The organism is Streptomyces sp. NPDC093094, assembly GCF_044754345.1.
Taxonomy (GTDB): domain Bacteria; phylum Actinomycetota; class Actinomycetes; order Streptomycetales; family Streptomycetaceae; genus Streptomyces.
In genome coordinates, this window is sequence record NZ_JBIVOX010000006.1 from 54,350 (window position 1) to 74,700 (window position 20,351).

Here is a 20,351-nt window from a genome sequence, read left to right on the forward strand (position 1 = left end):
GGCGCAGCTCGGTGGTCCTGCCGACGGACGTCCGGCGGTCGCTGCGGGTGACGACCTGGGGGCACACCAACCGCTATCTGCGGCACGCCGACAGCCTGGGGTGGACCGAGGTGGTCGACTCCGGCAGCAGCGCCCTGCTGAAGCAGGACGCCACGTTCACCGTGCGGCGCGGACTCGCCGACTCGTCCTGCTACTCGCTCGAGTCGGTGAACTACCCGGGCCGGTTCCTGCGGCACGCCGACAGCAGGATCCGTACGGCCGCGGACGACGGTACGGCCCTGTTCCGTCAGGACGCCACGTTCTGCGCCCGGCCCGGCCTCGGCGGCACGGGGGTCACCCTCGAATCGCTGAACTTCCCGGGCTCGTACCTGCGGCACTTCGAGTCGGCGGTGTACACCGCCTCGGGCGGCGGGTCGGGAGGGTTCGACCGTCCGCAGACGCTCACCGCCGACAGCAGCTGGAGCCTGGAGGCGCCCTGGGCCCCCTGACCGGGCCGAACTCCTTCCCGAAACACGCCGGGGCCTGCCGGGGACGGCGTCACCGTCCCCGGCAGGCCCCGGCCGTCGCGGTCCGGACCCGGTCGGTCCGGCCCGGTCAGGCGGTGTGCAGGGTCAGGCCGTAGCGGGCGAGAATCTCGTTGACCGGCTGGAACCAGGTCTCGCCGCCGCTGGAGCAGTTGCCCCAGCCGCCGGAGGTGACGCCCTGCGCCTGGTCGCCGCTGATGAACGAGCCGCCGGAGTCACCGCCCTCGGCGCACACGCTGGTCTTCGTCATCTGGTGGACCGCGCCCTGGCTGTAGTTGACCGTCTCGTTCTTGGCCAGGACGCTGCCGCAGCGCCAGTGGGTCGTGGAGCCGGAGCGGCAGATCGACGTGCCCACCGGCGCCTCCGCGGAGCCTCTGACGAGGCGGTCCGGGATCGTGCCCCAGCCGAGGACCACCGGCACCGTCCACCAGCCGCTGTGGATGCTGACATAGGCGTAGTCGTCGCCGGGGAACGACGAGCCCTGGAAGGTGCCCATGGCGGACCCGTCCCAGCCGCGCACGGCCGCTCCGGCGCGTCCGCAGTGGCCGGCGGTGACGAAGCCTCCGTGCACCGAGAACCCGATCGAACAGCGGACGTTGCCCGTGTAGTACGGGTCGCCGCCGACCGTGCCGGCCGCGTAGGTGCGCGGGGCCTGCGCGGTCTGCGCGACGGTGACCGGGCCGCGCTCGCGGGCCCGGTCGAGGAAGGTCCGGACGGCCGGGGAGGTCCGCTCGGAGCGGACGACCGTGACCACGACCGAGTTGGCCTCGGGGTCGACGTGCCAGCCGGCCACACCGGCCGGGGCGGAGAGCGAGTCCAGCCGCGTCTTGGCCCGGTCCAGGGAGGCCGCGCTGTGCCGGACGAGCCGGGTGTCGGCGCCCAGGGCGCGCACCTCCGCGGCCTTGGCGCGGTCGGTGAGGGCGACGACGAGCCGCCCGGAGGACGCCTCGAACCATGAGCCGCCGTAGGCGCCCGCGGCGGCCGTGCGGGCGGCCTTCTCGATGCCGACGGCGGTCCGTTCGGCCCGCAGGCGCTCCTTCGCCTGGGCCGTCGTCAGGCCGAGGTCGCGGCGCATGGCGTCGAGCATGCCCGGCGACACGGAGTCGGCGGCCCCGGCCCGCGGGGCGGCGGGGGCGGCGCTCGCGGCGCCGGCGTGGGCGGTGCCGAGTCCGGCTGCGAGCAGCAGCGCCGCTATGGCGGCACGCAGGGGGGCGGTGCGTTTCACGGGGGCCTCCTGGTGTGGGGTGGAAGGCATGAGAGCGCTCTCAGGGCGCTGTCCGAAAATAGAGCCGTCCCCCTTGGCAGGTCCATACCAAGATTCGGCCGTCCGTCAGCCACCTCTCCCGCCCGTCCCCGGGCACGCCGAGACCCCGGTCCGCGCGGACTCCCGCGCGGACCGGGGTGCGGGGGCGGCGCGGTCCGCACCGCGCCGCCCCCGGACTGAAGCCGCCTACTGCTTCTCGGCGGCGTGGAGCACGCTCACCTCCTCGGCGGAAAGCGCGTGGTCGTAGGCGTGCACCTGGTCGATCGAGCCGTTCCAGAAGTCGACGTTCCCGCCGCCCCACTTGGCCCGGCCGACCGCGAACGGACCGGAACCGACATCGGCGGTTCCGGGCGTCGCCGTGGCGACGAGCCTGCCGTCGACATACAGCCGGATCTCGTTCTTCGCGTTGTCCCGCACGCCCACCAGGTGGTACCAGCGGCCGAGTTCGGGCGTCGTGACGTACCGGGCGCGGTTGCCTCCCGGCGTGCTGAAGGCGAAGGCGCCCTGCCCGTACTGGAGGTAGAAGGGGTTCTCCTGGCGGCGTCCGTCCTGGCTGACGACGGTCGCGTAGTTGCCGGGCAGGGAGTCGAGCGTGGCCCAGGCGGAGACGGTGTAGTCCTTGGTGGTGTCGAGGACCGGGCCGGCGGTCTGGGCAAAGTGGCCCTGTCCGTCGAACTTCAGGGCGCCGCCCTTCACCCCGTCCGTCCAGGTCGTGCCCGCGTTCAGCGTGAGGGGCCGGGCGGCCGGGCCGGAGTCGGCGGCGGTGGTGCCGCTGCCCTCGTCCAGGTTCCAGGCGCCGCCGTCCTTGAGCGGGGCCCGGTCACCGGCCGCGGCGCCCGCGGCGATGACCTTGAGGTTGATCTCCCTGACCCGGGCCGGGTCGACCTTGATCTCGCGGCGGTCGTAGGTGTACAGACCGTTCAGCTCGTTCTCCAGGTCGGAGATCTGGGTGTAGACCGAGCCGGAGAGTTCGGCGCCCGCCGCCTCCAGGTAGTACTTCTCGGTGTTCTCCACGTACTTGCGGGTCAGCGCCTCCTTGTCGGCGACACCGCTGTAGATCACGGTCGGGGCGCCCGGCCACATGTGGCCCGGGGTGCGCAGGGTGAAGCCGCCGTGCTCTCCGTCCATGGCGGCCCGGCGGGCGTCGGGGAAGGCCGGGTCGGTGTTGTTGTAGTCGTGGTGGTCGACGATGTCGCCCTTGCCGGAGTCACCCTTGGAGTTGCAGCAGTTGACACCGGAGTGCGCGTTCGTGATGCGGGACGGGTCGGCCGCCTTCACCTCTTCGGCTGTCTTGCCGGTCTCGGTGCGGTCCCACTCGCCCCAGCCCTCGTTGAAGACGGTCCAGCCGATCACCGACGGGGAGTTGTGGTGCTGGCGCATCATCTCGCGGCCCTGGTCGACGAATGCCTTCTGCCCGGTGGCATTGGTGATGTCGCCGGAGACGAAGTCCTGCCAGACCAGCAGGCCGAGGCGGTCGGCGTGGTAGAACCAGCGCGGCGACTCCACCTTGATGTGCTTGCGCACGGCGTTGAAGCCGAGCTTCTTGTGGGCCTCCAGGTCGAAGGCGAGGGCCTTGTCGCTGGGCTGGGTGTACAGACCGTCGGGCCAGAAGCCCTGGTCGAGCGTGGCCAGCGAGAAGACCGGCTTGCCGTTGAGGACCAGCTTCCGATACCCGCCGACGTCGGCGAGGCCGATCTCGCGCATGCCGAAGTAGCTGTCGACACGGTCGGTCGACTTCCCGTCGGTCAGCTTCACCTCCAGGTCGTAGAGGTAGGGGTCGTCCGGGCTCCACAGATGCTGGTTCGCCACGGGCAGCCGCAGCTCGCGGCCCGCGGGGCCGGTGACCTTGCCGACGACCTTTCCCCGCTCGTCGCGGGCGACGGCCTCCACGCGCGCGCCGGCCGAGGCCCGCGCGGACCCGACGGTCACCGCCAGGGTGCCGGTGTCGATGTCGGGCGTGGTGACGAGACTCTCCACGGACACGGGTGCGACGGGCTCCATCCAGACCGTCTGCCAGATGCCGGACGACTGGGTGTAGAAGATGCCGCCGGGGTTGGTGGACTGCTTGCCCTTGGGCTGGTTCGCGCCGCCGGTGTCGGTGACGGCGACGACCAGCTCCTGCGGTCCGCCGCCCTTGAGCGCGTCGGTGATGTCGGCGCTGAACGCGTTGTAGCCGCCGGTGTGCCGGGCGACCTGCTTGCCGTTGACCCAGACCCGGGCCTCGTTGTCGACGGCCCCGAAGTTGAGCATCAGGCGGTTGCCCTTGCCGCCCGCACCGACCTTCCAGCCCTTGGGCACGTCGATCGTGCGGCGGTAGAACATGTGGTCCTCGTGCCGCTCGATCCCGGAGAGCTGCGACTCCACCGGGAAGGGCACGACGATCCGCTCGCCGAGGTCCTTGCCGAAGACCGGCTCCTCGCCCGCCTTCGCGCCGGCGAACTGCCAGGGGCCGTTCAGGTTCTTCCACTTGGCGCGGACCTGCTGCGGGCGGGGGTACTCGGGCAGCGGGCGCTTCTCGTCGAGCTTGTCGCCCCAGGTGGTGGTGAGGCGGTGGGTGGAGGCGTTGTCCGCGAAGCGCAGGATCCGCGGGACGGTCGTGTCGCCGTCCTTGAGACCGCCGCGGCCGTCGTAGTCGACCCGGACCTGCTGGCCCTGCTGGATCGGCTCGGCGAGGTCGACCAGGACGGTGGTCCGGTCGCCCGGCGCCTGCCGGACCGAGCTGACGGGCATGGGCGTCGTGTCGGCCTCGACGGTCAGGTGGTCCTTCACCTCGGCCAGTCCGCTGACCGGATGCTCGAACCTCAGCCGGAGCTGGCGGCCGTTCGCCGGGACGGTCGGCTCCGTGGGGTAGACCTCGAAGTCGTCCGGCGGGGTGAACGCCGTCTGCGGCACCAGCTGCTTGGGCATGGTCGGGGTCGACCAGCGCAGGAACATGTTCGCGCCGCCGACGTCCTGGAACATCTCCAGGCGGAAGTCGTGCTTCTCCCCCGCCGTGAGGCGGACCGCGGCGCTGGTCTGCTCCCGGTCCCAGTCGGGCACCCAGTGGTCGATGACCGGCTCGCCGTCGATGAACAGCCGGAAGCCGTTGTCCCCGATGCCGTAGAAGGTGTAGTCGCCGGTGACCGGGGCCTCGATCCGGCCGGTCCAGCGTGCGGTGGTGTGCTCGGACCGCCCGGTCAGGGACTGGAAGGTGCCGGTCAGTCCGGAGAAGTTGATCTGCGGTTCGAGGGCGGTGCCGCCGAGCGTGCCGAAGTCCCGGGCGCCGGGGGCCGACATGCTGAAGTACTCGCCCTTCAGGCCGTGCACCTCGATGGCGGCGTCGCGGGCGCCCGCGGCGGCGAGAGCGGCCGGCTGCGCGGCGGACGCCACGGGGACCAGGGCGCCGGTGGACAGCAGCAGTGCGGCCGCCGCGGTCAGCAGCGCTCGTCTTCCGGTTCGGGAGCGGGTGTTTCGTGGTGTCATCGAGTCTTTCCTCGTGGAGAGGGGATTCGGAGCCGGAACCCTGAGGAGCCGTGTCGGCTGAAGTGCCCCTGCAAGGCTCCGTGTTCGCCTCGGGGCGCGGGGACCCGGCGGTGACGGCACAGTCCCGCCGGCCGGTCGGCCGACGATGCCGCGGACAGCCCGCACACCGGTGCCGGAAGGCATCGGCAGGGAGCGGGCCGTTGGGTTTCCAACGTTGGAATCCTGTGATTCCAACGTTGGAAAACTGTGCGCAGCGGAATGACAGCACGCCACCGGAAGGCTGTCCAGACCCTGCGCAGCAACTCGTCCGACGGCTCGTCATGTCACGCGCACCGGCCGCCGGCCGGCTGTCGAAACACGTTCCGGAAACGTCGCGCCAGGGTCTTGCCGCACCCGCCACGGGCTGGTTATAACGTTGTAAAGCCGCAGCGGCCGATATGTCGAACGGCTGCTCACAGCCCTGATCCTCCCAGGTCAGGGCCCTGGTCGGGTGTGATCGGGGCCCTGCGCAACCCGGATTCGCCGGTGCTTCGCCGACGACCGCCTCAGCCTTCCCACCCCGCGCGACCGCACGCCGCTCGGCGACGCTGTCCCCCGCCAAGGAGTGTCCTTCGATGACCCTTCCGCACAGATCCCGCACGCTCTCCGTCGCCTGCATCGTCGCCGCCACCGCCGCACTGGCTCTGTCCGGCTGCTCCAAGTCGGAGACCACGGACAACGCGGGCGGCGACAGCAGCCAGGGGGCGCAGGCGGTCAAGACGCCCTCCGCGCCCGCCGGCACCGGCTGCACGCTCACCACGTACGGCGCCCCGAAGCTCGACCTCAAGGACGCGGTCGTCGGTTTCTCGCAGTCGGAGAAGGAGGCCAACCCCTTCCGCATCGCCGAGACCCAGTCCATCAAGGACGAGGCGAAGAAGCTCGGTGTGAAGAAGCTCCTGACCACCAACGCGCAGTCCCAGCTGCCCAAGCAGATCAGCGACATCCAGGACATGCTGGCGCAGGGCGCGCAGTTCCTGATCGTGGCCCCGCTCAACTCCGACGGGCTGGAGCCGGCCTTCCAGGCCGCGGCCGCCAAGAAGGTCCCCGTCCTCACCATCGACCGCAAGGTCAACGCGACCGCCTGCAAGGACTATCTCGCCTTCCTGGGCTCCGACTTCGTCGAGCAGGGCAAGCGGGCCGCCGACGCGATGATCGAGGCGACCGGGGGCAAGGGCAAGGTCGCGATCCTGCTCGGCTCCTCCGGCAACAGCGTCACCACCGACCGCACCAAGGGCTTCGTCGACCAGGTCAAGGCCGCGGCCCCGGGCCTGGAGATCGTCGCGCAGCAGACGGGTGAGTTCGCCCGCGACAAGGGCCAGCAGGTCATGGAGCAGCTGATCCAGTCCAAGCCCGACATCACGGCCGTCTACGCGGAGAACGACGAGATGGCCCTCGGCGCCGTCACCGCGCTCAAGGCCGCGGGCAAGACGCCGGGCAAGGACGTCAAGATCGTCTCCATCGACGGCACGCGCAACGCCGTGCAGGCGCTGGCCAACGGCGAGTTGAACGCCGTCATCGAGTCCAACCCGCGGTTCGGGCCGCTCGCCTTCGAGACGGCGCAGAAGTTCTACTCCGGCGAGGGCATCCCCGAGGACGTCATCATCTCGGACCGCGCGTACGACCCGTCCAACGCGAAGGCGTCCCTGGGCGGGGCGTACTGACCCCGTCGCAGAGGGCGTGGTCCGGACGGATCGGGCCGGCGGGAAGGGCTCCCTCCCTCACAGCCGGCCCGGTCCGGACGACGGCAGGGCCACCCGGGCGGGAACGGGATGCCCGCCCGGCCTCCCCGCGCCGTGGACGACGCGTCCCGCCTCCACCCTGGGCGGCAGGAGCGAGGTCCGGCCGATCAGGGCCGGAGCAGAGGACGGAGCCGGGACCGGGGCCGGGACCGGGGCAGGGGCCGGGACCGGGGCAGGGGCCGGGACCGGGGCAGGGGCAGGGGCCGGGACCGGGGCCGGGACCGGGGCAGGGGCCGGGACCGGGGCAGGGGCCGGGACCGGGGCAGGGGCCGGGACCGGGACCGAGGCAGGGGCCGGGACCGGGGCAGGGGCCGAGGCGCTGAGCCGAGGCGGAAGGGCGAGATCCCGAGGCGGAGGCGGGGAGACGAATCCCGTCGGCGGAAGTGAGTCCCGAAGCCGGGCGGGCGACACCCGGGACCGGTGGTGAGACTTCCGGCCGAGGCCGGGGGGCGAACCCTTCGGCAGCCGGAGCGGGGCCGAAGCCGGGAGCCTCACGGCGGAGCCGGAGGCGGGACCTTCTGCCGCCGCTTCCGTCTTGGCTCCCTTCCCGCCTCGCTCCCTTCCCGCCTCGCTCCCTTCCCGCCTCGCTCCCTTCCCGCCTTGCTCCCTTCCCGCCTCGCTCCCTTCCCGCCTCGCTCCCTTCCCGCCTCTCCCTCTCCACCCCTTCGTCCTTCGCCCCTCCGCCCCTCCCTCTCCGCCCCTTCCTCCTTGCGCCCCTCCGCCCCTCCCTCTCCACCCCCTCGTTCCCCTCGTTCCCCTCCGCCCGGACTCCCCGCCTCGCGGCGGCCTCTCCGCCCGGCGGTCTCCCGTGTCCGTCACCTCACGTCCCGCACCCTCCGCAAGGCCCGGTCACTCGTTCCCTCCCCGGTCGGCACGCCGCGGCCCGTCCACCATTCCGTCCCAGTTCTCTCTCCGGAAGGCCACGTTCATGGCACTCCCCGAAGCGGCAGCGTCCGCGGCGAGCGGCAAGAAGCCGCCGGCCGTCCAGGCGGTGCTGGAGGCCCGCGGCGTCGGGAAACGCTTCCCCGGCGTGGTCGCCCTCGACGACGTCTCGTTCACCCTGCGCGCCGGTGAGACCCACGCGCTCGTGGGTGAGAACGGCGCGGGCAAGTCCACGCTCATCAAGGTGCTCACCGGCGTGCACCGGCCGGACAGCGGCGAACTGCTGCTGTCCGGGAAGCCGGTGCAGTTCGCGCGCCCCTTCGAGGCGCAGGCGGCCGGCATCTCCACCATCTACCAGGAGGTCAACCTCGTCCCGCTGATGAGCGTGGCCCGCAACATCTTCCTCGGCCGCGAGCCCAGGAACCGTATCGGGCTGATCGACTTCACGCGGATGCACTCCGAGGCCGCGGCGCTGCTGGACGGCTTCGGCATCACCGTCGACCCCCGTCTGCCGCTGCACACCCTGGGCCTCGGCACGCAGCAGATGGTCGCGCTCGCCCGGGCGGTGTCCGTCGAGGCCCAGGTGGTCGTCATGGACGAGCCCACCTCCTCCCTGGAACCGCGCGAGGTGGAGACGCTGTTCCGTGTCATCGGCGACCTGCGGCGGCGCGGCATCGCCGTCGTCTACGTCAGCCACCGCATGGACGAGCTCTACCGGATCTGCGACCGGGTCACGGTCCTGCGCGACGGACGGCACGTCCACACCGGCGAGCTCGCCGAACTGGACCGTATGCAGCTCGTTTCCATGATGCTGGGCCGGGAGATCTCCGAGGTGCGCCGCCACGGCGTGACGAGCTTCGGGGCCGAGGGCCACGACATCGAGCGCCGGCCGGTGCTCACCGCGACCGGGCTGACACGCCGTCACCAGTTGCACGGCGTCTCGCTGGAGCTCCACCCGGGCGAGGTCCTCGGCCTCGCCGGACTGCTCGGGTCCGGCCGCAGCGAGACCGCCAAGGCACTGGCCGGCGCGCTGCCCCTGGACTCCGGAGAGGTCCGCGTCGACGGGTCCGAGGTCGGCCGGTTCACCTCCGCGAGCGCCATCAGGGCCGGTGTCAGCCTGCTGCCGGAGGACCGCAAGGCCGAGGGCATCGTCCCCGGTCTCTCGGTCCGCGAGAACATCGTCCTCGCCGCCCTGCCCCGCCTCTCCCGCGCCGGTGTCGTCTCGCGCGCGCAGCAGGACCGGGTCGTGGACGTCTTCATGAAGCGGCTGCGGATCAAGGCGTCCAGTCCCGAGCAGAAGGTCGGCGAGCTGTCCGGCGGCAACCAGCAGAAGGTGCTCCTCGCCCGCTGGCTGTGCCTGGAGCCGAAGGTGCTGCTGCTGGACGAGCCCACCCGGGGCATCGACGTGGGCGCCAAGGCCGAGGTCCAGGCGCTGATCGACGAACTGGCCCAGGAGGGCCTCGCCGTCCTGCTGATCTCCTCCGACATCGAGGAGCTGGTCGAGGGCGCCGACCGGATCGTCGTCCTCAGGAGCGGCAGCACGGCGGGCGAACTGGTCGGTGAGCAGGTGTCGGAGGACGCCCTGCTGGCCGCCCTCGCCGACCACGCGCCGCAGGACGAGCCGGCCCGTGAAGCGGCTTCCGGCGGCCCGGCGCCCCTCGCGAAGACCCCGGCGCCCCGCACCGGGGGCACGGAACCCGGCACCGGCCCGGACGCCGCGCCCCCGTCCGACACCACCGCACCCCCCGCCCCGGGACAGGACCCGGAACCGGGCACCGAGGAGGACCCCCGATGACCACCCAGGCCACCGCGGCACCGGCCGCCGCCGGCCGCGCCACGCGGGCGAACGCCGTCGCATGGCTCCAGGAGTACGGCGTCTACTCGGCCGTGGCCGGACTCCTGCTGTTCAACGCCTTCTTCACCGAGCACTTCCTCACCGTCGACAACCTCCGCACCCAGCTGATCCAGGTCGCCCCGATCGTGATCGTGGCCCTCGGCATGGCCCTGGTGATCGGCACCGAGGGCGTCGACCTGTCCGTCGGCTCCGCCATGGCCCTGGCCGCCGCGCTGCTGCCGCTCTATCTGGGCTACGGCCTGGTGCCCGCCCTGGTCGTCGCGCTGCTCGCCGGTGCCGTGGTCGGCGCGATCAACGGCACCCTGGTGTCGGTGGTGGGACTGCAACCCATCGTCGCCACGCTGGCGCTGTTCGTCGGCGGACGCGGCCTGGCCCTGGTGATGGCGGACGGCCAGCTCAAGCAGATCGTCAACCCCGATCTGCTGGCCCTGGGCACGAACAGCTTCCTCGGCGTCCCGCTGGTCGTCCTCATCGCGGGTGTCCTCGCGGGCGCCGTCGCCTTCCTCGTGCACCGGACGACGTTCGGGCGCCAGGTCGTCGCCATCGGCGGCAACCGCAAGGCGGCCGGTCTCGCCGGACTGCCCGTCAAGCGCGTCCTCACCGGGGTCTACGTCCTGTGCGGAATGCTCGCCGCCCTGGCCGGTGTGCTCGCCACCGCCCGTCTCACCGCGAGCGACCCTTCCTCGCTCGGCACCCTCATGGAGCTGTCCGCCATCACCGCCGTCGTGGTGGGCGGGACACCGCTCAGCGGAGGTTCCATCCGGGTCCTGGGCACCGTGGCCGGTGCGCTCCTGATGCAGCTGCTGCGCGCCACCCTCGTCAAGCACGACCTGCCCGACTCCACCGCCCAGATCGCCCAGGCCGCCATCATCGTGGCCGCCGTCTACGTCGCACGGGAGCGTCGATCCCGATGAACTCCACGCCATCCGTCACCGCTCCGCAGACGAGCGCGCCGGCACCCGCCCCGGCCGGGGGAGGATCCGCCGAGGTCCGGGCCGCCTCCGAGGGCTCCGGCCGGGACCGTCTCGCCGCGCTGGTCCAGCGCCAGGGCGTCCTCGCGGTCCTGATCGTCGTCGTCCTGATCGGCTCCTTCGCCTATCCGACCTTCGCCAGCCTCGACAACGCCCGCGGTGTGCTCGTGCAGGCGTCGTTCCTGGCGATCGTGGCACTCGGCATGACCCTCGTGATCATCACCGGCGGCATCGACCTGTCGGTCGGTTCGGTCTTCGCCCTGGGCGGCGTGCTCGCCGCGTGGGCGTCGCAGTGGGGGCTGCTGCCGGCACTGCTCGTCCCGCTCGTGGTGTGCGGCGCGATCGGAACCCTGAACGGGCTGCTCATCGCCCGCGCCGGGATGGCGCCGTTCATCGTCACCCTCGCCTCCCTGCTGGGCGCCCGCGGTCTGCTGCTGGCGATCACCGACGAAGGCGCCACGACCTATCTGGTCCCCAAGGGCTCGGCGTTCGCCGAGTTCGGCCAGGGCACCGTCGGCGGCTTCGGCTACCCGATCGTCGTCGCGCTCGTCCTGTTCGGCGCCGGCGGTCTGCTCCTTCAGCGCACCTCCTTCGGGCAGACGCTGTTCGCCGTGGGCGGCAGCAACGACGCCGCCACCCTCATGGGCCTGCCCGTCGCCCGCGCCAAGGTGACGGTGTACGTGCTGAGCGGCCTGCTCGCCGGGTTCGCGGGCGCCGTCAACGCGGCCCGGCTCTCCTCCGGGGTGACCATCATCGGCACCGGCATGGAGCTCGACGCGATCGCCGCCGTCGTCATCGGCGGCACGCTCCTGGTCGGCGGGGCCGGGTCGGTCAGCGGCACCCTGTGGGGCGTCCTGCTGCTGGCCGTCATCCAGAACCTGATCAACCAGATCGGCTCGCTCAACTCCTCGTACCAGTCGGTGGTCAGCGGCGGCTTCCTGATTCTGGTGGTCGTCACACAGCGGTACATTTCACGCAGCAGAAGAACGCTCTGACGCCGACGGGTCCCACGAGGTGCCCGTCCACCGGGCCGGTGCGGCCCGGCAGGAAGCCAGGACCGCACCGGCCCTGGGCCGATCAGGAACCGTTCAGAGCCGAACCGGAGGAGTTTCGTGGGGGTCAGCCTCAAGGACGTCGCGCAGCGGGCGGGCGTGTCGATCAAGACCGTCTCCAACGTGGTCAACAACTATCCCCACGTCACACCGCAGATGCGCGCCAGGGTGCAGCAGGCCATCGACGAGCTGGGCTACCGTCCGAACCTCACCGCCCGGCATCTGCGCAAGGGCCGCACCGGCATCATCGCCCTCGCCGTGCCCGAGCTCGGCAACCCGTACTTCGCCGAGCTGGCCGGCGCCGTCATCGACGCGGCCGCCCAGCACGACTACACCGTGCTCGTCGACCACACCGCGGGACTGCGCGAGCGGGAACTGCTGGTCAGCCAGGAGTTCCGCTCCCATGTCATCGACGGGCTGATCCTCAGCCCCATCCACCTGGAGAACGAGGACCTCCTCGCCCGGCAGGAGACGTCGCCGCTGGTGCTGCTCGGCGAGCGCGAGTACGACGCGCCGTACGACCAGATCGCCATCGACAACGTGGCGGCCGCCCGCTGCGCGGTCCGGCATCTGCTGGGCCTCGGGCGGCGGCGTGTCGCCTTCCTCGGCTCGCGCACCGGCCGCGAGCGGCAGCCGGCCCATCTGCGGCTGCGGGGCTGGCGCGAGGAACTCGTCGCCGCGGGGCTGGAGCCGGACGAGACGCTGGTCGTGGCCACCGACGGCTACGGCCGCGGCGACGGCGCGGCGGCCATGGCCGCCCTGCTGGAGCGGGGGGCGAGGCCGGACGCGGTCTTCGCCTACAACGACCTCATCGCCCTGGGTGCCCTGCGCACCCTCACGGAACACGGTCTCAGGGTCCCCGAGGACATCGCGGTGGTCGGTTTCGACGACATCGAGGAGAGCCGTTACGCCACGACCAGCCTCACCACGGTCTCCCCGGACAAGCAGGCCATCGCCCGGCACGCGGTCGACCGCCTCGTCGAACGGCTCACCGGTGGCCCGGTGTCCGAACCCCGGCGCATCCGGCCCGGCTACCGGCTCGTCGTCCGGGAGTCCACGGGCGGCACGCACACCGTGACCGCCTCGCCGCCGACATCCGCCGCACCCGCCGCACCCGCCGCACCCGCCGCACCCGCCGACGACGCCGGCCGCACCGCGGACGGCACCCCGGGGCCCGCCGACGTCGGCTGACCCCGCGCACACCCTCACTCCGCACACCCCTCACGCCGCGGGCCGGGGACACGCCCTCCGCGTGCCGCCGGCACCACGACGACCCCGCGACGGCCCTGCCGCCGTCCGTCCCGCACCGCGCCCCCTTCCCCTTCGCCGTCCCGAGGACTCACCATGCCCCGACCCGGCATACACAGCCGGCCCTTCGGCACCGCCCCCACCGGAGAGACCGTCGAACTCTGGCGACTGGAATCCCCCTCCGGGGTGTACGCCGAGGTGCTCACGTACGGAGGCGTCCTGCACGCCCTGGGCGTGCCCGACCCCGAGGGCCGCACGCGCAACGTGGTCCTCTCGCTCCCCTCACTCGACCAGTACGCACACCGGAGTCCCTACCTCGGGGCTCTGATCGGCCGCTACGCCAACCGTCTCGCCCACGGCCGGTTCGTCCTCGACGGCTCGGCACACCGGATCCCCGTCAACGACCGGGGCCACGCCCTGCACGGCGGGCCCGGCGGCTTCGACACCAAGGTGTGGCGGGCGACACCCGTCACCGACGGCGACACGGTCGCGCTGTGTCTGGAACTGCACAGCCCCGACGGCGACATGGGCTTCCCCGGCGCGCTCGACGTCACGGCCACCTACTCCCTCGACGCCGCCGGCACCCTCGCCCTGGAGTTCGGCGCCGTCACCGACCGCCCGACCGTCGTCAGCCTCACCAATCACGCCTACTTCAATCTCGCGGGCGACGGGGAGGACGTGCTCGGCCACACCCTCCAGGTGGACGGCATCCACTACCTCCCCGTCGACTCCGGGGGCATTCCGCTCGGCCCGCCGAAGGACGTCGCGGCCACCCCCTTCGACCTGACCGAGCCCCGCCGCCTGGGCGACGCCGTCCTCGCCGACGACGACCAGATCCGGGAGGCGGGCGGCTACGACCACTGCTGGGTGCTGTCCGAGGGCGAGTCCGTCCCGCTGCGCCGTGCCGCACGGCTGGCCGCCCCCGGCAGGGCCCGCGTGCTGGAGGTGTGGACCACGGCTCCCGGCCTCCAGGTGTACACCGCCAACCAGCTCGACGGTTCGCTCGCCGATCCCGAGGGACGCCCGCTGCGCCGCCACGGCGCGATCTGTCTGGAGACCCAGCATCTCCCCGACGCCCCCAACCGGCCGGACTACCCGAGCGCCGTCCTGCGGCCCGGCACGAAGGCCCGCCGCCGTACCGAGTACCGCTTCACGGCGGTGGGCGCCGGTTGACGGCTCTCACGGCGGCGGCCACGGCCTTGACGGAACCCTGACGTGGGGGATCCCCGGGCGGACGGAGGTCCGCCCGGGGATCCGGGCAGCGGCGCGGCCGCGTGTCAGCCGAAGTCGGGGACGGGGTGGTCCGGGGCGAGGGCGGCGGCGATGCGCTGGGCGATGGTGTGGGCGCTGTGGCCGCCGGGGGCGCCGGGATCCTGCGTGGTCGACACCGCGATGGCCAGGCGCTCGGACGGGAGGTAGTCCATCGAGGCGGAGTAGCCGAAGAAGAGGGGGTGCTGGGCGATCCAGTCACCGAGGACGATCACGCCCATGCCGTAGTGGGTGGCCTCGGTCTGCGCGATGCAGACCTGCGCCGGGCAGGTGGCGGTGGCGTGGCCGAGGCCCACCGTCCCCGGGTCCAGCAGTTCCCGGTAGGAGGACCGGGAGAGCAGTTCGCCCGAGCCGATCGCGGAGGCCGAGCGGGCCAGGTCGCAGATGTCGGTGGTCTGCACCGCGCCGGGGGCGGTGGTCCACGAGGGGTTCCAGAAGGTGGACTCCTCGTACGTCCCGCGGTCGGCGGTGAAGGCGTGCAGCACGGGTGCCGGGATGTCGGGCGTGAAGCTGTTGCGCGTCTCGCGCAGTCCGAGCGGGCCCGTGATCTGGCGCCGGAGCAGGACGTCCAGCCGGGTACCGGTGATCTTCTCCAGGGCGGCGCCGAGGAGGACGAAGTTGGCGTGCGAGTAGTTCCAGTTGGTGCCCGGGGCGTACCACGGTTCCCGGCTCGTGGAGATCGACACGAGCTCCTCGGGTGTCCACCGACGGAACGGGTTCGCGACGACGGCCCGCTGGAAGCCGGGCGCTTTGACGTAGTCGTGCAGGCCGGTGGTGGAGGAGGCCAGCATGCGCAGGGTGATCCGCTCCGCGTCCGGGAGGCCGGGCAGCCAGCGCGCGACGGGATCGTCGAGGCGGACCGTGCCCTGGTCGACCAGCCGCAGGAGGGCCGTGCCCAGGTAGCTGATCGCGATGTTGCCGTTGCGGAAGTGCATGGCGGGGTCGGCCGGCACCCCCGTCATCGACTCGCCGAGGGCGGTGGTGAGGACGTCCCGGCCGTCGACGGTGACCCGCAGGATCACCGACTTGAGGCCCATGTCCGCCTTGGCCTGCTCCGCGATCCGCAGGATGTCGCGTGCCGGGCCGCGGTCGGGTGCTTTCCGGGAGTCGGCGCAGGGCCGGTGGTGACCGTGTCCGGCGGTGGCGCCCCGGGTGGCCACGGCCGGGGTGCCGAGGGCGACGAGCGTGGTGAGTGCGGTGAGTGCGGTGGCCACGGCGAGGCGCCGCCGTGGCAGGGAACGGGCTGGTCTCATGGCCGGAGTATTGGCCGGAGCCCCCTGCACGGCGGGCCGCGGGCGGCCGACCCGCGCGAACATCACCCGTCAGGCCCGCGTGTGCCGCCCGGGTCGCCGCGGCCGCTGCCGGGGCCTGTTCACCGCTGCCGGGACGCCGCCCGGCGGAGGGCGTCGAGGGTGCGGGCGACGTCGTCGTCCCCGGTGGACCAGTTGCTGACGGAGATGCGCAGGACACGACGGCCCCGCCAGGTGGATCCGCTGATCCAGGTGGTGCCGTCGTCGAGGAGCCGGTCGATGACCCGGTCGGTGCGGGCGTCGTCCTCGAAGGCGGCGCAGACCTGGGTGAAGACCACGTCGTTGAGCACGGTCGCACCGTCGATCCCGGCGATGCCCCGGGCGAAGGACGCGGCATGCCGGCACAGTCGTCCGACCAGGTCGGACACTCCCGAGCGGCCGAGCGACCGCAGGGCGGCCCAGACGGGGAAGGCCCGTCCGCGGCGCGAGAGTTCGGGGACGGTGTCGACGGGGTCGCCGCGGGTGTCGTGGATCAGATAGGCACCCTGGAGGCCCATCGCCGACCGCAGCGCGTCCGCGTCGCGCACGACGGCCAGACCGCAGTCGTAGGGGACGTTGAGGGTCTTGTGGGCGTCGGTGGCCCAGGAGTCGGCGTCCTCGCATCCCGCGGTCAGGCCGGCGTGGCGCGGGCTCGCGGCGGCCCAGAGCCCGAAGGCCCCGTCGATGTGCACCCAGGCCCCCGCCTCGCGGGCGGCACCGATCGCGGGCCCGAAGGGGTCGAAGGCGCCGGTGTGGATGTCGCCCGCCTGAAGGACCACGACGGTGGGCCCCGCCGGGCCGTCGGCCAGGGCCCGCCGCAGGGCGTCGGGCCGGATGCGTCCCTGGTCGTCGGACTCCACGGGGTCCGGCGCTCCGAGGCCGAGATAGCGCAGGGCCAGATCGACGGACATGTGCCGGTCGGCACCGACGACGACCCGCACGGCCGGCCCGCCCGCGAGCCCGTCACGGGCCGCGCTGCGGCCCGCACGGGCGAGGACGGCGTCCCGCGCGGCGGCGAGGCAGGTGAAGTTCGCCATGGTGGCACCGGTCGTGAAGCCGACCCCGCTGTCCGCGGGCAGTCGCAGCAGGTCGAGCAGCCACGCGGCGGCGATGTCCTCCGCCGCCGCGTAGGCGGGGGACGCGGCACGCATCACGCAGTTCTGGTCCCAGGCGCTGACCAGCCAGTCGACGGCGAGTGCGGCGGGAAGGGTGCCGCCGACGACGAATCCGTAGAAGCGGCCGCCGGGGAAGCCCGTGAGGCCGGGTTCGCCGGCGGTGGCCAGGAGATCGACGACCTCGTCGGGCGGCGTCGGACCGTCGGGCAGGTCCGGGCCCAGCGCGCGCACGATCTCCTCGACCCCGGCGCGCGCGGGAACGGGCCGGTCGGACAGGCCGGCCAGCCAGCGCACGGCATGTCCGTGGGCCTGGAAGAGCGCCTTCTCGCGCGCGTCCATACCTCGCACTATGGGACGGGGGCCGTCGGCGTGCAAGCCGGACGGATGTCCCTGGAGGATCCCTGATCACCGGCCCCTCGCGTCCGGCGCCGTCGGCCGTGCGATTGACTGGGGCGGCAACGGCCGGACGACGCGCGACGCATGGGGGCGACACAGTGAAGAGCAACGGCACACCGGGGACACCGGATGCGGCATGGCTGGAGGAACGGCTGGGCCAGGGATCGCTGTGGCGCCCCGCGGAGGCCGCTCTGCCGGCCGAACTGACCCACGCCCCGTCCAGGGAGTTCCTGCTCACGGTCGGCTTTCCGGCGGTCCGTCTGGACGACCTGGGGATCGACACGAGGTGTGTGCGGGACAAGGACGGGCTGCACCCGTTCGACGCCGACGAGCTCTACGGGAACCGCTACCCCGACGACGACTCCCCGCCCGAGAACTTCTGCTTCACCGTGGCGCTCTGGGGCGACCAGCATCTGATGCTCGACGCGGCGGACGGCGGCATCACCCACTACGACCCCAACGGCTGGGACCACGCGGAGGGTTGGCAGGGGCCCGCCGCCGAGTCCCTCCAGGACCTGGCCGTGCTGCTCGGCATGATCGCGGAGGCGGGCGGGGCCCTGGACTCGGACGACGACGCGAGGGCGGCCGCCGCGGCAGAGCTGCGCGACCGCCTGGTCGCCCGCGACCCGAACGTGCAGGACTCCGCGTTCTGGGACGGCGTCTTCGAGGATCTCGAATGAGCACGGACACCGGCCGGCACTGACGCTCCGGTGTTCCGGGACCCGGTCCGGACGCTCCGGGGCGTCGGCCAGGACCGACACCCCGGCCAGGACCGGACCCCGGAGGCCGGGCCCGGACCCCGGAACACCGGTCAGCGCCACGGGCCCGGAAGACCGGCGGTCGGAACCGACGGCTTGCGAAGACAGCCAGAACCGGCGCCCGGAACACCGATCGACGCGCGGCCCAGGAAGCCGGCAATCAGAACCGACAGCCCGCGAAGACAGCCAGGACCCACACCCCAGAACACCGATCAGGACCGCAAGCCCGGAAGGGCGCAAGCCCGGAAGGGCGCAAGCCCGGAAGGGCGCAAGCCCGGAAGGGCGCAAGCCCGGAAGGGCGCAAGCCCGGAAGGGCGCAAGGCCGGAAGGGCGCAAGCCCGGAAGGGCGCAAGCCCGGAAGGGCGCAAGGCCGGAAGGGCGCAAGCCCGGAAGGGCGCAAGGCCGGAAGGGCGCAAGGCCGACGGCCCGCAAGGGCGACGGCCCGGAAGGGCGGCGGCCCGGGACGCCGGTCAGGGCCATGGGCCCGGGACGGATGCCGGCCGGCGGTCGGACGGCGTCCGCGGCCCGGCCACGACCTGCCGGATCCGCGGGGCCGGATCCGGACGGACACCGCGCCGTACGCCCGGTGTGCGCGCCCGCTCCAGCCACTCCACATAGGCCGGAGCCTCACGGACGACCGACCAGTACGCCTCCTCCAGCTCCGGGTAGACCTCGTCCAGCTCGGCCTCCGTGCGGGCCGCCAGCAGCAGACGTACGCCGATCGGATCGCCCTCCAGCGGGCGGATCGCGAGGCCGTGGCGGGGGTGGGCCGTGGGCTGGCTGACGGTGACCACCTCGCCGATGGCGGCCAGCGAGTACGCGGTGAGGTAGTCGCCGTGCAGCATCTCCGGCTGGAGGCCCGCGGAGCGCAGGACCCGGCACAGGCCGTCCCACTCGCCGTCGACCGTGGAATCGACCATCCACCGGTCCCCGGCCAGATCGGCGAGCCGCACCTGACGCCGTGAGGCCGCCGGATGGTCCGCGGCGAGGGTCACGAACTGCGGCTCGCGCTCGACGAGCACGCGCAGGCACAGGCCCTGCGGGACGCGCAGCGGGCTGCCCTCGACCTCGTGCACGAAGGCCATGTCGAGCCGGCCCGCGGCGACCATGTCCAGCAGGGACCTCGCGGAGACGTTCATCTGGAGCGCCGGCTGGATGCGGGGCTCCCGTGCCCGCAGCCGGCGCAGCCAGCCGGGGATGGCCCTGCTCGCGGTGGCGCCGATGCGCAGGCGGTACCCGTCCGCGGCGCGGGCGGCCGCCGCCCTGGCCTCGGTGACGATCGCCTCGAACTCCGCCACCAGCGGCCGGGCCCGGCCCAGGACGTCCAGCCCCAGCAGGGTCGGCCGGCAGCCGGTGCGGGCACGCACGAAGAGCTGGGCCCCGAGCGCGGTCTCGATACGCCGCAGCTGGGTGCTCAACGAGGGCTGTGCCATACCGAGTTCCCGAGCCGCTTTGTGCAGGCTGCCGGTGTCGGCGATGGCACAGAGAACGCGCAGGTGCCTCACCTCGAGCTCCATGGAGGGAGCGTAGGGCGATGCGGGACACCACACCAGATGTTCAAGTTCCAACGAAAGCGGACGAGTCGGCCGCGGATAGCTCCGTGCTATCCCCAAATGCCATCATCCGCAGGCCCGTTGAACTGTTCGAGACTCATGGGCGACCGATCGTTCAACCCCACGGGACGAGTAGGAGCCCCCCACATGCAGCAGTCCGGCACGAGCACCACCCCGAAGAGGTCCAGGAGACTTCTGGCCCTCGCGCTCGGCCTCGGTCTGGCCTCCGCCGCGCTCGGTTCGGCCGGCCCGGCGAGCGCCCAGAGCCCCACCACGGCCCCGGCCCGCACGGCGGCCGCCGGATACGTCGGCTCTTCGGAGAACGCCGCGAACAAGGCGTTCTTCGAGGCCGTGGTGAAGTCGGTCGCGAAGCGGCAGGCCGGCCGGTCGGCCCTGGCGGCGGTGACCGTCTACTACAACCCGAACCAGGCCCCGAGCTTCCGCTCCCAGATATCGAGCGCCGCCTCGATCTGGAACAGCTCGGTGTCGAACGTGAAGCTCCAGGCGACGTCGGGCAGCGCCGACTTCAGCTTCTACGAGGGCAACGACTCGCGCGGGTCCTACGCCTCCACCAACGGCCACGGCCGGGGGTACATCTTCCTCGACTACGCCCAGAACCAGCGGTACGACTCGATCCGGGTCACGACGCACGAGACCGGCCATGTGCTGGGTCTGCCCGACCACTACAGCGGGCCGTGCAGCGAACTGATGTCGGGCGGCGGCCCCGGCCCGTCCTGCACCAACCGGTACCCGAACGCCACCGAGCGCGCCCGGGTCAACCAGCTCTGGGCCAACGGCCTCGCCAAGGCTCTGGCCCAGGTGAAGCAGTAACCGGCTCCGGTGCTCAGGTCCCGCTGACACCGGTGACCCGGACGGGCACGCCTTCCCTCCCGCCCGCCGGGACCTGACGGTACGGACCGCGGCGCCGACCCGCG

General features: G+C 72.7%; 13 protein-coding genes and 1 pseudogene. 9 read left to right on the plus strand and 5 right to left on the minus strand.

Annotated features, from left to right (window positions below):
- Positions 1-53: 53 nt before the first annotated feature.
- Positions 54-488, plus strand: a pseudogene (locus ACIQGV_RS13805) (AbfB domain-containing protein); the annotation flags it as partial.
- 106 nt (positions 489-594) lie between these two features.
- Here ACIQGV_RS13805 and ACIQGV_RS13810 read toward each other — a convergent pair.
- Both ACIQGV_RS13810 and ACIQGV_RS13815 read right to left on the minus strand, forming a co-directional pair.
- Positions 595-1,749: a S1 family peptidase gene (locus ACIQGV_RS13810; protein WP_402494196.1), complete on the minus strand. Its 1,155-nt coding sequence runs from the start codon at positions 1,747-1,749 to the stop codon at positions 595-597.
- A 225-nt stretch (positions 1,750-1,974) separates the two neighbouring features.
- Positions 1,975-5,250, minus strand: coding sequence for a LamG-like jellyroll fold domain-containing protein (locus ACIQGV_RS13815; RefSeq protein WP_402494197.1), 3,276 nt, complete (start codon positions 5,248-5,250; stop codon positions 1,975-1,977).
- A 614-nt stretch (positions 5,251-5,864) separates the two neighbouring features.
- On the opposite strand from ACIQGV_RS13815, the gene ACIQGV_RS13820 reads away from it, so the two are divergent.
- From ACIQGV_RS13820 to ACIQGV_RS13845, 6 genes are all read left to right on the plus strand, one after another.
- Entirely contained in the window at positions 5,865-6,950 is a 1,086-nt protein-coding gene (locus tag ACIQGV_RS13820; protein WP_402494198.1) for an ABC transporter substrate-binding protein, read from the plus strand.
- 1,006 nt (positions 6,951-7,956) lie between these two features.
- Positions 7,957-9,705 carry a sugar ABC transporter ATP-binding protein gene (locus tag ACIQGV_RS13825; protein ID WP_402494200.1) on the plus strand — a complete coding sequence of 583 codons (1,749 nt, stop codon included), beginning with the start codon at positions 7,957-7,959 and terminating at the stop codon, positions 9,703-9,705.
- The gene (locus tag ACIQGV_RS13830) at positions 9,702-10,679 is read left to right on the plus strand and encodes an ABC transporter permease (RefSeq protein WP_402494202.1); all 978 of its coding nucleotides are present in this window, start codon (positions 9,702-9,704) and stop codon (positions 10,677-10,679) included. Before ACIQGV_RS13825 ends, ACIQGV_RS13830 begins: the two co-directional genes overlap by 4 nt.
- Positions 10,676-11,731: an ABC transporter permease gene (locus ACIQGV_RS13835; RefSeq protein WP_402494204.1), complete on the plus strand. Its 1,056-nt coding sequence runs from the start codon at positions 10,676-10,678 to the stop codon at positions 11,729-11,731. Before ACIQGV_RS13830 ends, ACIQGV_RS13835 begins: the two co-directional genes overlap by 4 nt.
- Positions 11,732-11,848: 117 nt before the next feature.
- A complete protein-coding gene (locus ACIQGV_RS13840) occupies positions 11,849-12,979 on the plus strand; it encodes a LacI family DNA-binding transcriptional regulator (RefSeq protein ID WP_402494206.1) in 1,131 nt (376 codons plus the stop codon).
- A 153-nt stretch (positions 12,980-13,132) separates the two neighbouring features.
- Positions 13,133-14,209 carry an aldose epimerase family protein gene (locus ACIQGV_RS13845; protein WP_402494208.1) on the plus strand — a complete coding sequence of 359 codons (1,077 nt, stop codon included), beginning with the start codon at positions 13,133-13,135 and terminating at the stop codon, positions 14,207-14,209.
- A 104-nt stretch (positions 14,210-14,313) separates the two neighbouring features.
- On the opposite strand, the gene ACIQGV_RS13850 is transcribed toward ACIQGV_RS13845, so the two are convergent.
- Together ACIQGV_RS13850 and ACIQGV_RS13855 are read right to left on the minus strand one after the other, a co-directional pair.
- Positions 14,314-15,558 (minus strand): serine hydrolase domain-containing protein, encoded by a 1,245-nt coding sequence (locus tag ACIQGV_RS13850; RefSeq protein WP_402494210.1) that lies wholly within the window; start codon positions 15,556-15,558, stop codon positions 14,314-14,316.
- A 119-nt stretch (positions 15,559-15,677) separates the two neighbouring features.
- Positions 15,678-17,048: a pyridoxal phosphate-dependent decarboxylase family protein gene (locus ACIQGV_RS13855; RefSeq protein ID WP_402494212.1), complete on the minus strand. Its 1,371-nt coding sequence runs from the start codon at positions 17,046-17,048 to the stop codon at positions 15,678-15,680.
- Between the two features lie 155 nt (positions 17,049-17,203).
- Here ACIQGV_RS13855 and ACIQGV_RS13860 point away from each other — a divergent pair, with 155 nt between their 5' ends.
- Entirely contained in the window at positions 17,204-17,785 is a 582-nt protein-coding gene (locus ACIQGV_RS13860) for an SUKH-4 family immunity protein (RefSeq protein WP_402494214.1), read from the plus strand.
- 548 nt (positions 17,786-18,333) lie between these two features.
- On the opposite strand, the gene ACIQGV_RS13865 is transcribed toward ACIQGV_RS13860, so the two are convergent.
- The gene (locus ACIQGV_RS13865; protein ID WP_402494216.1) at positions 18,334-19,380 is read right to left on the minus strand and encodes a LysR family transcriptional regulator; all 1,047 of its coding nucleotides are present in this window, start codon (positions 19,378-19,380) and stop codon (positions 18,334-18,336) included.
- A gap of 183 nt (positions 19,381-19,563) precedes the next feature.
- Between ACIQGV_RS13865 and snpA the strand changes: the two genes are divergently transcribed.
- Positions 19,564-20,247 (plus strand): snapalysin, encoded by a 684-nt coding sequence (gene snpA, locus ACIQGV_RS13870; RefSeq protein WP_402494218.1) that lies wholly within the window; start codon positions 19,564-19,566, stop codon positions 20,245-20,247.
- Positions 20,248-20,351: the final 104 nt, after the last annotated feature.